Raw genomic sequence first — 13986 nt, forward strand, 5'->3', positions numbered from 1 at the left:
CATCGTTTATAGTATGGCCTTGCGGTAAGCTGGCGTAACGGAATTCGATGGAATGGGCGTCACCCGCGCCGGCGTCGTCTCCGGAGCGCGCGAGCCTCGGGGGCATGGTCGGACCTGGCGGTCCATCCCGCGACGCGCCACGCGATGGCTCAGGGCGCCTGTTCGCGGTCGCCTTGGCGCGGCGGTCGGCCCAAGCGTGACATTTTCATTGTTTGCAGGCGGCCCCGGGTCCAATCGGTGGCTCTTGTTGCCCATGGAGACTGGCTTGACCGACAATCGCACCCACAAAGAGCGCATGCTGGCCGGCGATCTCTACAATCCGATGGACGCCGAGATCGTCGCCGACCAGGAGCAGACCCTGGCCTGGATGGAGCGCTTCAACGCGCCCGGCCAGACGATCGCCCAGCGCCAGGCGCTGCTGGCCGAGCTGTTCGGCGGAGTGGGGGCTGGGGTCAACATCCGCGCGCCCTTCCACTGCGACTACGGCTACAACATCACCCTGGGCGACGGGGTGTTCATGAACTTCGGCTGCGTGATCCTGGACGTGGTGGCGGTGACCATCGGCGACCGCACGATGATCGGCCCGCACGTGAAGATCTTCGCCGCCGATCACCCGCGCGACGCCGACACCCGCAAGACTGGGCTGGAGTTCGGGCGCCCCGTGGTCATCGGCAAGGACGTCTGGATCGGCGGCGGGGCGATCATCGTCCCGGGCGTCACCATCGGCGACGGCGCGGTGATCGGGGCCGGCGCGGTGGTCACCCGCGACGTGCCGGCCGGCGCCACGGCGGTCGGCAATCCGGCCCGCGTGAAGGTCTGACAGCAAAGCCCGACAAAAAGTTCGGACAAGGTGTCGGGACCGGGCCGCGGCCAGCGTCCTTGGCCCGACAACCAGACACTAGGGAGCCGCCATCATGCGCATGATCTTCGTCAACCTGCCGGTCGCCGATCTCGACCGCTCCAAGGCCTTCTTCGAGGCCCTGGGCTTTTCGATCAATCCGCAGTTCAGCGACGAGACCGCCGCCTGCGTGGTGGTGTCCGAGACCATCTTCGTGATGCTGCTGACCCACGACAAGTTCCGCCAGTTCATCACCGGCGAGATCAGCGACGCCCATGCCGCCACCGAGGTGCTGACCTGCCTGTCTGCCGAGAGCCGCGAGGAGGTCGACGACCTTCTGGCCAAGGCCCTGGCCAACGGCGGCAAGGCCTGGAAGCCGATCATGGACATGGGCCCGATGTACGGCGCCAGCTTCCAGGACCCCGACGGCCACGTCTGGGAGCTGATGTACATGGACATGGCCGCCATGCAGCAGGACGGCTGATCGCCTGTCGGATAGATTTCAGGATTGAAACTCAGTCGCAGTTGCGCCTATAGCCGCCGTCTCTTTTCTGGGGATGGTCATGCGACTCCGTTTCTCGCGCGCCGCCGCTCGGCGCGCCCTGTTCTCGACGCTCAGCCTGGCGGCGCTCTCGACGGGCGCCGCCGCCCATGCCCAGGCCCCCCAGGGGCAGGCCGACGACGTCGAGCGCGTGGTCGTCACCGCCGCCCGCACCAAGCTGCCGGTCACGGCCCTGCCGCTGACGGTGGACGTGATCGACAGCCAGGCGCTGGACCAGCAACTGGCCGTCAGCGGCTCGGTGGTCGACGCCATCTCCAACCTGTCGGCTTCGTTCTCGCCGACCCGCGAGAAGCTGTCGGGCTCGGGCGAGAGCCTGCGCGGCCGCTCGCCGCTCTACGCCATCAACGGCATCCCGCAGTCGACGCCGATCCGCGACGGCTCGCGCGACGGCTACACGATCGACCCGTTCTTCATCGACCGCGTCGAGCTGATCTACGGCTCGAACGCCCTGCAGGGCATCGGCGCCACCGGCGGCGTGGTCAACCAGGTGACGGTCGGCCCGCCCAAGCGCGACGGCGTCTCGGGCAAGGTCCTGACCCAGACCACCATCGGCCATGACATGGGCGACAGCGTCGGCGCCAAGGTCGGCGGGCTGGTCGCCTGGCGCCAGGGCGCCTTCGACGCCACCGCCGGCGTCGCCTGGGAAAAGCGCGGCGCCTTCTACGACGCCGACGGCCGCCGCATCGGCATGGACAACACCCAGGGCGACGTCCAGGATTCCAAGGCCCTGTCGTTCTTCGGCCGCTTCGGCTGGCAGCTGAACGAGACCGTCCGCCTCGACGTCGTCGCCAACCGTTTCGAGCTGAAGGGCGACGGCGACTACCTGACCATCACCGGCACGCCCCCGGCCGTCACCGACGGCAACCGCGCCACGCGCCTGCCGACCACCTCGATCCGCGGCGACGTGCCCGGCGTTCCGGCCGCCAACCGCGTCGAGACCCTGTCGGCCCAGCTGACCGACAGCGACTTGTTCGGCGGCGATTTCACCGCCCAGGTCTTCTACAACCGCTCGCGCGACACCTTCGGCGGCGACCGCAACGCCACCTTCCAGGACGTGCGCATCGCGCCCTCCGGCACGCTGTTCGACCAGTCGTCCAACCGCTCGCGCAAGCTGGGCGCGCGGATGAACTACGAGCGCCAGGTCCCGGGCATCGAGAACCTGACCGCCACGGTCGGTCTCGACGCCATGAGCGACCGCACCGAGCAGATGCTGATCGCCACCGGCCGCGCCTGGGTGCCGCCGACCAAGTTCCAGAGCGTCGCGCCGTTCATCCAGGGCAACTACGCGCTGCTGGACGGCCGCCTGCGCCTGGCCGGCGGCGTGCGCTTCGAGAACGTCGAGCTGAAGGTCGACGACTTCGAGACCCTGGCCTCGTACGGCTCGCGCAAGGTGGCCGGCGGCAATCCCGACTTCAAGGCCACCCTGGCCAACGGCGGGGTGGTGTTCGAGCCGGCCTCGGGCCTGCGCCTCTACGCCAGCTACGCCGAGGGCTACACCGTGCCGGACGTCGGCCGGATCCTGCGGTCGATCAACGTCAACGGCGTCGACGTCGACAGCTATCTCAGCATCGAGCCGATCGTGTCGAACAACCGCGAGATCGGTGGGGAATGGAAGCGCGGCCCGATCGACGCCAGCGTCGCCTATTTCTGGTCGTCGTCGAAGCTGGGCCAACTGCTGGTCAAGAACTCGGGCGGCATCTTCGACGTGCAGCGCCAGAAGGTCGCCATCGAGGGTCTCGAGGTCAATGTGAAGACCAGGACCTCGGTCGAGGGTCTGGACCTGTCGGCCGGCTACGCCCGCCTGCGCGGCCGGACCGACGCCAACGGCGACGGCAGCCTCGACACCGATCTCGACGGCGCCAACATCTCGCCCGACCGCATCAACCTGGCGGCCGACTACGCCGCCGGCAAGTGGGCCCTGCGCCTGCAGGTGCGGGCCTATCTGCAGCGCGACATGAGCAACGCGCTGGTGAAGGACGACTTCGACGGCTACACCCTGGCCGACGCCTTCGTCCGCTATCAGCTGCCGGTGGGCGACCTGTCGCTGGGGGTGCTTAACCTGTTGAACAAGCAGTACATCACCTACAACTCCGACACCGTCGCCCCGGCCAAGGACAAGTTCTACGCCGGCCGCGGCCGCACCGCGACGCTGGGCTGGACGGCGCGCTTCTGATGAAGATCCTGCGGCTCCTGCACCGCTGGTCGGGCGGTCTGATCGGCCTTCTGCTGGCGGTGCTGGGGCTGACCGGCGCGCTGCTGGTGCACGAGGACGCGTTTCTGCGCGCCACCGTGCCCCATGCCGCCGACGCTCAGCGGCAGGACGTCGCCACCCTGGCGGCCGCCGCGACGCGGATCTTCGCCGCGCAGGAGCGTCCGCGCTCGATCGTGCTGGCGACCGAGCGCAAGGGCCTGCACAAGCTGTCCTATCCCGGCGAGACGCAGAAGGGCGCCTATGCCGACCAGGACGGCGCCATCGTCCAGGCCTGGACCAGCAACTGGGCCCGGCCCGAGATCTGGCTGTTCGACCTGCACCACCACCTGTTCGCCGGCGACGTGGGCGACATCGTCGGCGGGATCGCCGGCCTCGCGGGCCTGGCCTTCGTGGTCACCGGCCTGATCCTGTGGTGGCCGACCCGGCGGATGTTTCAACTGCGCGCCTGGCCACGGATGATGAAGCGGGCGGCCATCGTCCACCACCATCGCGACCTCGGGGTGCTGGTGGCGCCGCTGCTGGTCCTGTCGCTGACGACGGGCGCGACCATGAACCTGAAATGGTTCTCGCAAGCCCTGCGCGCGCCGTTCACGGCGCCGGCGGCGATGGACAAGGCCTCGGCCGCGCCGAAGATCAAGGGCGGCAAGCTGGCCGCCGACCTCGACTGGGGCAAGGTGATCGGCCAGGCCCAGGCCCGCTTCCCCGGCGCGGAAGTGCGCACCATCGGCCTGCCGGCCAAGACCGGCGGCCTGGTTGCGATCCGCCTGCGCCAGCAGGCCGAGTGGCTGCCCAACGGCCGCACCATGGCCTGGTTCGACCCGGCCACCGGCAAGATGGTCGCCTCGCGCGACGCGCAAGGCATGCCGCTGGGCTCGCGCATCACCAACGCCGACTTCCCGCTGCACGCGGCCAAGGTCGGGGGGCTGGCCTACCGGCTGGTCATGACGGTGTCGGGCCTGGCCCTGACGCTGCTGGGCTCGCTGGCGGTGGTGACGTTCTGGGGCAATCCCTCGGGCCTGCCCAAGCGGCGGAAGAAGAAGGCGGTGAAGGTCAAGCCGACGCCTGAGCCGGCGACCGTCCAGGCCTAGGCGGATCGACGTTTGGCTTTTGAGACGAAAACCTCGTCCTTCGACAGGCTCAGGATGAGGTTTTTCAGTAGCCCGGGCCTGTAACATGGTCCTCATCCTGAGCTTGTCGAAGGACGAGGGCCACGCACGGGCTTGAACGCTGATCTGGTCTAAGGTTGCGCGTCCAAAAGCAGGTTGCGGTCGTCCGCCCTCCGACGCCATAAGCGCATGTGAGCGCTAACATGAGCGCGGCGGGGAAGGTGACGGCATGAGGTCCTTGGTTCTGGCGGCGGCCCTGGCCGTCCTGCCCCCGACGGTCGCCGTCGCCCAAGCCGCGGCCGTCGAAACGACGGCGCCGGCCCAGAAGGCGCGGCTGATCGTGCTCAGCGATATCGAGGCCGATCCCGACGACAGCCAGTCGCTGGTGCGCCTGCTGCTCTACGCCAACGAGATCGACATCGAGGGGCTGGTCGCCATCACCTCGACCCACATGCGCGCCGAGGTCCATCCCGAGACCATGCCCCGGATCATCGCCGCCTATGGCCAGGTCCAGCCCAACCTTGCCAAGCACGTCCCGGGTTATCCGACCGCCGAGACGCTGCTGGCCAAGGTCAGCGTCGGCCAGCCGGCCTACGGCATGGCCGCGATCGGTCCGGGCAAGGACACCGACGGCTCGCGGGCGATCATCGCCGCCCTCGACCGGCCCGACCCCCGCCCGCTGTGGATCGGCGCCTGGGGCGGGACCAACACCCTGGCCCAGGCCCTGACGACGCTCCGGGCGACCCGCGGCCCGGCCGAGCTGGAGCGCCTGATCGGCAAGCTGCGCGTCTATGCGATCTCCGACCAGGACGACACCGGCGCCTGGATCCGCAAGACCTTTCCCAAGCTGTTCTACATCGTCAGCCCGGCGGCTACGGCGCGGCGACCTGGATGGGCATGGGCTTCTCGGCCGAGGGGCTGGACAACGCCACGGTGTCCAACGCCTGGATCGCCGCCAACATCCAGCAGGGCCACGGCCCGCTCGGCGCGGCCTATCCCGACGTCGCCTACGGCATGGAGGGCGACACCCCCGCCTTCCTGGGTCTGATCCCCAATGGCCTGAACACGCCGGAGCGCCCGGACTGGGGCGGCTGGGGCGGCCGCTATCGCCTCTATACGCCGAGGCTGGAGGACACCGATCCCAAGGGCTTCAACGGCGGCGTGCCGGTCGAGCCCGAGACGCGGCCGATCTGGACCAACGCCGTCGACCGTTACACCCCTTACGACCCCGCCGCGCACGGTCGGCCGATCAAGCTGGGCAAGCAGAGCTTCGAGGACTTCCGCGTCACCCTCTGGCGCTGGCGCGACGCCTATCAGAACGACTTCGCCGCCCGTATCGGCTGGACGACCCTGCCTTACGAGAAGGCCAACCATCCGCCGGTCGCGCGCCTGGGCCACCCCGACCACCTGACGGTGAAGGCCGGCGAGACCTTCGTGCTCAGCGCCGAGCCCAGCACCGACCCCGACGGCGACAGCCTGAGCTTCCTGTGGTTCCACTATCCGGAGGTCGGCAGCTGGACGAGCCCGATCGCGCCGGCCGGGGCCGAGAACGTCTATCGCACCGCCTTCAAGGCGCCGCAGGTGACGAGGCCCGAGACCGCGCATTTCATCGTCGCGGTGACCGACAAGGGCGCTCCGCCGATCACGCGCTATCGGCGGGTGGTGGTGACGATCCTGCCGCGGTAAAACGTGGGTCGTCTAACCCTTTCTGGTTCTGTTCTCGTAAAGTTAGGAGCAAGGTCGTGCGCTCCAGATTGAGACATCAGAGCATGGCTTCTCACAGCTATCGCAGGAAGTTTGAGCGTCGACCGCCATATATTCCTGCGGGTGGAGTTGCCTTCGCCCTTCCCAAGAAGTTGGCAGAGGCGAATGCAGAGGAGGCTGTAACGATCAGTCTTATCTGTCATCGTCGACTTTTCGGGGAGTGTTACAGTCGCATTTTTCCAAAATACCGATTTTCGGTCAGTGAAATTTCCGGCGTATTCATATTGTCGTTCGCTGAAACGAAATTGTTCCTGAGTGGGGTGGAGCGCCCCGGGGACATAGACCTTCTTATTGTGCCGTATGAAAAGGATGAGTTGATCCTAGATCAGGCCTTCGCGTTGGAGGTCAAGATCGTGCGGGCTAGCTATGAAAGGCAGGGGAAGTCACCCAACGAATTTGGATTTTCGCAAGGAAGAGCGCTGCTCGAGATGGGGTTCCCCTACGTGGGTGTCGCTCATCTCATAGTCTCCGACGAAAGCCCTCAAGAGGCCTGGCGCGAAATGCGGCGCTATGAAGTTCTCGATCAAGATGGAAATGTGGGGAATGAAGGGATCGATGTTCTCGATCATCTGCCGTGGATGCTTGTGGAGCGAGTTTACGGACGTCTTGCTAAGGCCTGCGTGAATGACGATCTTGCTTTATTGTCGGCCTTTGTGAAGCATTCCGATGAGGGGCTTGCTGCTAAGTATAGCGGTGTGGTTTGGATGCCGGTTGGGCGGGTCGCTCGGCGGAACCCCAAAATAAATTCAAGATTGTTGGATGCTATCGGCGATTTCTTCATAGCTCGTCCAAATTACTGGTTCGATAGCCCAAGTCGTGACCCGCGATCGGAGGTACCCGAAGGGGCTAGGGACTAAGCGCCGCCACAGCATCCCCCACCGCGATCTCGCCGCCTTCGATGACCCGGGCGGTCAGGCCGCCGCGGCCGCGGACGGCGTTGTAGCCGCCTTCACCGAGGATATCGTTCATGCGGCTGCAAGGATGGCAGCCGCCGGTGGCCTCCAGCAGCGCGCCGCCGATCCGGAAGCGCTTGTCGGACAGGCCCAGGAGGTTGATGCCCTCGACCACCGGGTTGCGGCGCAGGTCGAAGGGGGAGGCGGGCTCGTCGCGGCCCAGGAAGCCGGCGATGGCGGCAAGGTCCTCGGCCTGGATCAGGGTCACCTGGCGCGGACCGCCGGGGCGGCCGGCATAGTGGTCTCCCACGAGGCCGGCCTCGACGGTGATCTGCGCGCGTTCGACGGAATTCAGCGCCGCGCGCCGGGCCGGGCGCAGGCCGATCCAGACGAGGCGGCCAGGGCGCATGGGCCCCGCGATCAGCCGGGCGAGGGGGCTGTCGGGATTGATCCCGCGCCTGGCCCCCGCCGCCATCAGGCCTTCTCGACGAAGCTGTCGATGACCTTCTTCTCGCCGGCCTTGTCGAAATTGACGGTCAGCTTGTTGCCCTCGATCGAGGCCACCTGGCCGTAGCCGAACTTGACGTGGAACACGCGGTCGCCGCGGCTGTAGGCGCTGTTGGTGGGGGCCGAGACCGCGACCAGCCGGCCTTCGCCCTCGATCGGCTTGGCCCGCGCCGCCGAGCCGCCGCCGCGCCAGGCCGCGTGGCCGCCGCCCTTTTCGGCGAAGCCGCGCGAGGTCTGCTGCACCCGGTCCTGCGCCCGCTTCCAGCCGGGGCTGTCGTAGCTGCCGCTCTGGAAGGCGCTGACGCCCGGATCGTCCCAGCGCGACGACACCGTCTGCTGCATGCCCGGTCCGCCGCCGTAGTAGCCGGTCTCCGACCCCGCATCGACGTGCTCCAGCGGCAGTTCGTCGACGAAGCGCGAGGGGAGTTGCGACGTCCAGCGGCCGTAGACCTGGCGGTTGGCCACGAAGCTGATGCGGGCCTCCTCGCGGGCGCGGGTGATGCCCACGTATGCCAGGCGTCGCTCTTCCTCGAGGCCCTTCTCGCCCTTGTCGTCCATGCTGCGCTGGCTGGGGAACACGCCTTCCTCCCAGCCGGGCAGGAACACCAGCGGGAACTCCAGGCCCTTGGCCGAGTGCAGGGTCATGATCCAGACGGCGTCGCCGGTGGCCTCGCGGTCGAGGTCCATGACCAGCGACACGTGCTCCAGATAGGCCTCCAGGCTGTCGAACTGGCCCATCGACTGGACCAGTTCCTTCAGGTTTTCCAGGCGCGTCTGGCTCTGCGGGCCTTTGTCGAGGCGCAGGGCGTCGGTGTAGCCGCTCTCCTCCAGCACCATCTCCAGCACCCGCTGGTGGTGCATGTTGCCGATCTGGGCGCGCCAGCGGTCGAGATCGCGGATGAAGTTGGAAAGCGCCGTGCGGGTGCGGGCCGGCAGGTCGTCGCTGCCGATGATCACCCGGGCGGCCTCGACGGTGGAGATCCCTTCCAGGCGCGCGATCTGAAGCAGCTTCTGCACCGAGGTGTCGCCGATACCGCGCTTGGGCGTGTTGACGATGCGCTCGAAGGCCAGGTCGTCGTCGGGCGACTGGATCAGGCGCAGATAGGCGTGGGCGTCGCGGATTTCCGCCCGCTCGAAGAACCTCGGGCCGCCGACCACCTTGTAGGGGATCTGCAGCATCACGAAGCGCTCTTCGAAGGCGCGCATCTGGAAGCTGGCCCGCACCAGGATGGCCATCTGATTGTAGCGGCGGCCCGCGCGCTTGGCCTTCTCGATCTCGTCGGCGACCATCCGGCTCTCGGCCTCGCCGTCCCAGACGCCCGAAACCTTGACCTTCTCGCCGCCGGTTTCCTCGGTCCAGAGCGTCTTGCCCAGGCGGCCCTTGTTGGCGGTGATCAGGGTCGAGGCGGCCGCCAGGATATGCTCGGTCGAGCGGTAGTTGCGCTCCAGCCGCAGGACCTTGGCGCCGGGGAAGTCGCGCTCGAAGCGCAGGATGTTGTCCACCTCCGCCCCGCGCCAGCCATAGATCGACTGGTCGTCGTCGCCCACGCAGCAGACGTTCTGGCGGCCCTGGGCCAGCAGGCGCAGCCACAGGTACTGGGCGACGTTGGTGTCCTGGTACTCGTCGACCATCAGGTACTGGAAGCGGCGCTGGAAGTCGGCCAGCACGTCGGGATTGCCGGTGAAGATCGTGATGTTGTGCAGCAGGAGGTCGCCGAAGTCGCAGGCGTTCAGGATGCGCAGGCGCTCCTGGTACTGGCGATAGAGGCTGATGCCCTTGCCGTTGGCGAACTCGCCGGCCTCGCTGGGCGGCACCTTGTCGGGCGTCCAGCCGCGGTTCTTCCAGGCGTCGATCAGGCCCGACAGGATGCGCGGCGTCCAGCGCTTGGCGTCGATATTGGCCGCCTCGATCAACTGCTTGAGCAGCCGCTCGTTATCGTCGGTGTCGATGATCGTGTAGTTTGACTTCAGCCCCACCAGCTCGGCGTGGCGGCGCAGGATCTGGGCGGCCACCGAGTGGAAGGTGCCCAGCCACCGCAGGCCTTCGGCTTCCGGCCCGATGATGTGGGTGATCCGCTCGCGCATCTCGCGCGCGGCCTTGTTGGTGAAGGTGACGGCCAGGATCTCCCACGGCCGGGCGCGGCCGGTGGCCAGGATGTGGGCCAGGCGCGTGGTCAGCACCCGGGTCTTGCCGGTGCCGGCGCCGGCCAGCACCAGGACCGGGCCTTCGGTGGTGACGACGGCTTCGTGCTGCTCGGTGTTGAGGCCGCTCAGATAGTCGGGCGCGGGCCCGCCGCCGCCCGGGGCTTGCGGTCGGGCCAGGTCGGAGATGCGCGGAGCGGGGAGGTCGCCGAACGGGTCGGTCGAGTCGAAGCCGGAAGACATGGGAACATATGTAGCACAAAGTTCCCCGGGCTTAAGCCCCAGAGGCGGCTTTACGGAACCCTGGCCGCGGCCCTCCCGTTGATCGGCAGGGACGAGACAGGAGCAGGAACATGGCGGAAGAATCCAAATCGGGCGGGGGCAACGGCGGGCTGGCCTTTATCGTCGGCGCCCTCGTGGTCGTCGTGGCCGTGCTGGCCTTCGTGATGTTCTCCGGCGGCTTCACCCAGAAGAAGTCGGTGGACGTCGACATCACCGCGACCGCGCCCAAGCTGCCGGACGCGCCCAAGATGCCCGAAGCGCCGAAGGTTCCCGAAGCGCCCAAGGCGCCTGGCTGAGCCGCGCCGGCCAAGAACGCGCTGGCCTAGAAAGAGGAGGCGGGCATGGCTCGCCATCATGGACATCATCATGAAGGCGCCTGGAGCGGGGCCGCGCTGCTGACGGTTCTCGTCCTGGTCGCCCTGCTGGTCTACGCCGTCTGGCAGTCGGGCCTGCTGGCCGTGCGGCCGGACATCGCCGACCTGAGGCTGCCCAATCTGGCGCCGCCGACCATGCCGACGCCCAATCCCGAGCCGCTGCCGTCGCCGGTTCCGCGGCCGGGGTAGGGGAGGCATTGAAGGAACCTCCCCCAGAGGGGGGGCGCCCGAAGGCCGGTGGGGGGAAGTTTTCAGCTTCCCCGGGGCTGGCAGGTTCGGCATGCACGCCCCCACCGATCGCTACGCGATCGCCTCCCCCAGAGGGGGAGGTTCCTTGTGGTTAGCCTCCCGCCCGCTGCAGGGCGTACACACGGCAGGCCGAGGCCAGCGGGCGCTCGCCGCGACCCACGTCGATGCGCTGGATCAGGGCTGCGATGCTGACGGCGTCCTGCTTGGCGATGCGGTCGAGCGCCGCCCAGAACTCGGGCTCGAGGGCCAGCGAGGTGGCGTGGCCCGCCAAGTTCACCGATCGCTTCTTCAAACTGCCCATCGGCGCAACTCTCCGGCGGAACGACGGTTCGGCTCTTGATTAAAAATGACGGCGTGTCATCTTTAGTGACGCCACGCCGGGAGCATGCCTGATGAGCACAGCCGCGCAAGTCCTTGACGCTACTTCCGCGCGTCCTCCGCTGGGCGCCCGCGATGCGAGCTTCCGTTTGCAGCCTTTGCGGGCGTTTCGCGCCGTCCGTCGGTTGATCGCCGACAAGGAAGACACGGCCCAGGTGTTCGAGGTCATGCGGGCCTTGTCGGGCAAGGCGATCCCTGACGGCTATGCCCGCCTGCTGAAGACGCCGCAAGGCGGGGCGATCGCCTATCGGCGCGAGGAATTCGCCGACTGGCTGTCGGACGAGGCCTGGCTGGCGCAGTTCCAGCCGGGGACGGTGGGCGCGGCCTATCGTGACTTCATCGCCCCGCGCGGCCTGACCGCCGAAGGCCTGGCCGAGGAGAGCCGCAAGGTCGCCGACGCCGACATGGACGCGGCCCACCCCTTGCTGTGGTACGCTCGCCGCCTTCGCGACGTGCACGACGTCTGGCACGTTCTGACCGGCTATGGCACCGACGCGCTGGGCGAGGTCTGCGTGGTGGCCTTCTCCTATGCCCAGACCCGCAGCCTGGGTTTTGCCCTGATCGCCCTGGCCGGGGCCCGGGAGTTCCGCCGCCTGAAGGATGGCCAGCCCTACGGCAAGGCGGTGCGCGAGGCCTGGCGGGCCGGGCGCAAGGCCGCCTGGCTGCCCGAGGTCGACTATCCGGCCCTGTTCGCCATGCCGCTCGAAGAGGCGCGGCGAACCTTGAAGATCAAGCCGCCGGCCACCTACCAGGCCATTCCGCAGGACCTGCGCACGCATTACCAGCGGGCCGCCTGAACCTTAGCAATTTCGCTTGTTCTCCCTGAGCGCGCGGCGTTAGCCTTCCTGCAATCAAAACGGGAGGTTTCGATGTCGCGTCGCCTTTGGTCCGCCGCTTCCATCCTGGCTTTGGCGCTCGTTTCGGCCCCGGCCTGGTCCCAGGTCCAGCCGCCCCAGGACGAGCAGGACGTCCATGAAGTGGTCGTCACCGGCATGCGGGTGCGCCAGGGCGGCGCCCAGGACATCAACCACTTCAGGGGCGAGGCGGCCGCGAGCCGGATGCCGCAGCCCGACACCCTGACGCCCGAGGGACTGATGGGCGGCTACGATCTCAGGATCCCCGGCCAGGAGGCCTGCGTGCGGGTGCTGTGCATCACGGGCGAGGCCATGCGCGCCGAGCTGCCGCTGTCGCCGGCCGACAAGATTCTGGTGGGGCTGGGCTTCGATAGCGGCGTCGACGCCAAGACCTGGAAGCGCGCGCCGCTGAACCTGGTGGCCGTGGTCGACAAGTCCGGCTCGATGCAGGGCGGACCGCTGATGCGGGTGCGCGAAAGCCTGCACCAGATCCTGGAGCAGCTGCGTCCCGGAGACCAGCTGAGCATCGTGCTGTACGGCGACCGCTCGTATCGCCACCTGGAGCCGACGGTGATCGGCGACAAGCGCGCCGCCATTCGCCTGGCTATCGACGCCATCGAGAGCGCGGGCTCGACCAACATGGAGGCGGGCCTGAAGGTCGGCTACGAGACCGCCTTCGCCACCCGCGACGGCTTCAAGGGCGTCACCCGGGTGATGTTGTTCACCGACGAACAGCCCAATGTCGGCCGCACCGATGCGCAGAGCTTCATGGGCATGGCCAGGGAGGCCTCGCACAAGGGCGTCGGCCTGACGACCATCGGGGTGGGCACGCAGTTCGACGCGCCCCTGGCGACCAAGGTCTCCAGCGTGCGCGGCGGCAATCTCTACTTCCTGCGCGACAAGGCCGACGTCGAGACCGTGTTCGCCGCCAAGCTGGACACCATGGTTTCCGAACTGGCCTACGACCTGACGCTGACGCTCAAGGCGCGGCCGGGCTACCGGATCAGCGGCGTCTACGGCGTGCCGGGCGACGAGTTGAAGTCGGGGCCGGACGGAGCTGTGTCGATGACCGTGCCGACCGCCTTCCTCAGCACCGAGGGCGGCGGGCTGTTCGTGTCCCTGGCCAAGGACGCGGGCGGCGCCTTCCTTCCCGAGCCCCGCCTGGAGCCGGGCCAGCGCCTGCTCGACGTCGACCTGAACTATATCGCCGCCGCCGACGGAACCGAGGCTCGGCAGGTCTTGGCCGTGGCCGCGCCCGTGGGGCAGGCGTCGGACGGCCTGAAGCTGGGCCATCTTCTGCTCGACGAGTTCCAGTCGCTGCACCGCGCCGCCACCCTGCACCACAAGGACGGCGACGAGGAGGGAACCTACCAGGTGCTGCGCGGCTTCGACGGCCGCCTGCGGGCCCAGGCCGATCCGCGGCTCGAGCCCGAGCGCAGGCTGGTGGCCGAGATGCTGACGCGGGCGGCCTTCCTGGCGGGCTACGCCGGCGAGGCCAGGGCCGAAGGGCCTGTGAACCTGCTGGGCGCCTGGACGGTGGCGCGGGTCGACGGCGATGGCCAGATCGACGTTCGGCGCGGTGACCAGCTGCGCTTCAACGAGGATGTGCTGGTGGTCAGCCGCCTGAAGCGTGGCGCGTTCACGGCCGACAATCCCGAGGGCTACGAGGCGAACGAAGACCAGGTGGCCCTGACGGAGTCCCAGCTCGTCTTCGACTACCGCGTGGCCAAGGACGGGTCGCTGATCCTCACCCACGATCGCCTGGATCTGCGGCTGGTGTTGAAGCGAACGCCGCGTACGGTCGAGGCGGCCTCGGTCGGCTGAG

Annotated in this window: 13 protein-coding genes and 1 pseudogene; 11 read left to right on the plus strand and 3 right to left on the minus strand. The window is 68.1% G+C overall.

Translation table 11 applies throughout. The features are described from left to right. The first annotated feature begins 265 nt into the window (after window positions 1-265). The 7 genes and pseudogenes from DDF62_RS01865 (at window position 266) to DDF62_RS25315 (ending at window position 7339) form a co-directional block, all read left to right on the plus strand. The gene (locus DDF62_RS01865; RefSeq protein ID WP_279629653.1) at window positions 266-820 is read left to right on the plus strand and encodes a sugar O-acetyltransferase; all 555 of its coding nucleotides are present in this window, start codon (window positions 266-268) and stop codon (window positions 818-820) included. A gap of 94 nt (window positions 821-914) precedes the next feature. Then, on the plus strand, window positions 915-1322 hold the full coding sequence (locus tag DDF62_RS01870) for a VOC family protein (protein ID WP_116487537.1): 408 nt from the start codon (window positions 915-917) through the stop codon (window positions 1320-1322). A gap of 79 nt (window positions 1323-1401) precedes the next feature. After that, complete coding sequence (locus DDF62_RS01875) at window positions 1402-3573, plus strand: TonB-dependent receptor (protein ID WP_208866807.1); 2172 nt, start codon at window positions 1402-1404, stop codon at window positions 3571-3573. Further along, the gene (locus tag DDF62_RS01880; protein WP_116487539.1) at window positions 3573-4700 is read left to right on the plus strand and encodes a PepSY-associated TM helix domain-containing protein; all 1128 of its coding nucleotides are present in this window, start codon (window positions 3573-3575) and stop codon (window positions 4698-4700) included. The genes DDF62_RS01875 and DDF62_RS01880 overlap by 1 nt, the downstream gene beginning before the upstream one ends. Before the next feature lie 247 nt (window positions 4701-4947). Then, window positions 4948-5765: pseudogene (locus DDF62_RS26540) on the plus strand (DUF1593 domain-containing protein); the annotation flags it as partial. A 387-nt stretch (window positions 5766-6152) separates the two neighbouring features. Further along, entirely contained in the window at window positions 6153-6404 is a 252-nt protein-coding gene (locus DDF62_RS26545; protein WP_341871556.1) for a hypothetical protein, read from the plus strand. Window positions 6405-6487: 83 nt separating this feature from the next. After that, entirely contained in the window at window positions 6488-7339 is an 852-nt protein-coding gene (locus DDF62_RS25315; protein ID WP_133244866.1) for a hypothetical protein, read from the plus strand. Here the strand turns inward: DDF62_RS25315 and DDF62_RS01895 are convergent. Both DDF62_RS01895 and DDF62_RS01900 read right to left on the minus strand, forming a co-directional pair. After that, window positions 7329-7850: an MOSC domain-containing protein gene (locus DDF62_RS01895; protein ID WP_116487541.1), complete on the minus strand. Its 522-nt coding sequence runs from the start codon at window positions 7848-7850 to the stop codon at window positions 7329-7331. The two genes, DDF62_RS25315 and DDF62_RS01895, sit on opposite strands and share 11 nt — an antisense overlap. Then, a complete protein-coding gene (locus DDF62_RS01900; RefSeq protein ID WP_116487542.1) occupies window positions 7850-10267 on the minus strand; it encodes a DUF3553 domain-containing protein in 2418 nt (805 codons plus the stop codon). Before DDF62_RS01900 ends, DDF62_RS01895 begins: the two co-directional genes overlap by 1 nt. A 110-nt stretch (window positions 10268-10377) precedes the next feature. Between DDF62_RS01900 and DDF62_RS01905 the strand changes: the two genes are divergently transcribed. Together DDF62_RS01905 and DDF62_RS01910 are read left to right on the plus strand one after the other, a co-directional pair. Beyond that, window positions 10378-10602 (plus strand): hypothetical protein, encoded by a 225-nt coding sequence (locus tag DDF62_RS01905; protein ID WP_116487543.1) that lies wholly within the window; start codon window positions 10378-10380, stop codon window positions 10600-10602. Window positions 10603-10647: 45 nt separating this feature from the next. Continuing rightward, window positions 10648-10869 carry a hypothetical protein gene (locus DDF62_RS01910; protein WP_116487544.1) on the plus strand — a complete coding sequence of 74 codons (222 nt, stop codon included), beginning with the start codon at window positions 10648-10650 and terminating at the stop codon, window positions 10867-10869. 151 nt (window positions 10870-11020) lie between these two features. Here the strand turns inward: DDF62_RS01910 and DDF62_RS01915 are convergent, their stop codons facing one another. Beyond that, window positions 11021-11230, minus strand: coding sequence for a ribbon-helix-helix domain-containing protein (locus DDF62_RS01915; RefSeq protein ID WP_101716539.1), 210 nt, complete (start codon window positions 11228-11230; stop codon window positions 11021-11023). A gap of 202 nt (window positions 11231-11432) precedes the next feature. Between DDF62_RS01915 and DDF62_RS01920 the strand changes: the two genes are divergently transcribed. Both DDF62_RS01920 and DDF62_RS01925 read left to right on the plus strand, forming a co-directional pair. Next, the gene (locus DDF62_RS01920; protein WP_244286671.1) at window positions 11433-12104 is read left to right on the plus strand and encodes a ubiquinone biosynthesis protein COQ4; all 672 of its coding nucleotides are present in this window, start codon (window positions 11433-11435) and stop codon (window positions 12102-12104) included. A 72-nt stretch (window positions 12105-12176) separates the two neighbouring features. Then, window positions 12177-13985 (plus strand): vWA domain-containing protein, encoded by a 1809-nt coding sequence (locus tag DDF62_RS01925; RefSeq protein ID WP_116487546.1) that lies wholly within the window; start codon window positions 12177-12179, stop codon window positions 13983-13985. Window position 13986: the final 1 nt, after the last annotated feature.

Origin of the sequence: Caulobacter radicis (assembly GCF_003094615.1) — a bacterium.
Classification (GTDB): domain Bacteria; phylum Pseudomonadota; class Alphaproteobacteria; order Caulobacterales; family Caulobacteraceae; genus Caulobacter; species Caulobacter radicis.

Bases quoted from the DNA above. Each gene is read 5' to 3' on its own strand.
- DDF62_RS01910 (WP_116487544.1), top strand. From the start codon at position 10,648: ATGGCTCGCCATCATGGACATCATCATGAAGGCGCCTGGAGCGGGGCC.
- DDF62_RS01880 (WP_116487539.1), top strand. From the start codon at position 3,573: ATGAAGATCCTGCGGCTCCTGCACCGCTGGTCGGGCGGTCTGATCGGC.
- DDF62_RS01905 (WP_116487543.1), top strand. From the start codon at position 10,378: ATGGCGGAAGAATCCAAATCGGGCGGGGGCAACGGCGGGCTGGCCTTT.
- DDF62_RS25315 (WP_133244866.1), top strand. From the start codon at position 6,488: ATGGCTTCTCACAGCTATCGCAGGAAGTTTGAGCGTCGACCGCCATAT.
- DDF62_RS01900 (WP_116487542.1), bottom strand. From the start codon at position 10,267: ATGTCTTCCGGCTTCGACTCGACCGACCCGTTCGGCGACCTCCCCGCT.
- DDF62_RS01915 (WP_101716539.1), bottom strand. From the start codon at position 11,230: ATGGGCAGTTTGAAGAAGCGATCGGTGAACTTGGCGGGCCACGCCACC.
- DDF62_RS01875 (WP_208866807.1), top strand. From the start codon at position 1,402: ATGCGACTCCGTTTCTCGCGCGCCGCCGCTCGGCGCGCCCTGTTCTCG.
- DDF62_RS01870 (WP_116487537.1), top strand. From the start codon at position 915: ATGCGCATGATCTTCGTCAACCTGCCGGTCGCCGATCTCGACCGCTCC.
- DDF62_RS01925 (WP_116487546.1), top strand. From the start codon at position 12,177: ATGTCGCGTCGCCTTTGGTCCGCCGCTTCCATCCTGGCTTTGGCGCTC.
- DDF62_RS01895 (WP_116487541.1), bottom strand. From the start codon at position 7,850: ATGGCGGCGGGGGCCAGGCGCGGGATCAATCCCGACAGCCCCCTCGCC.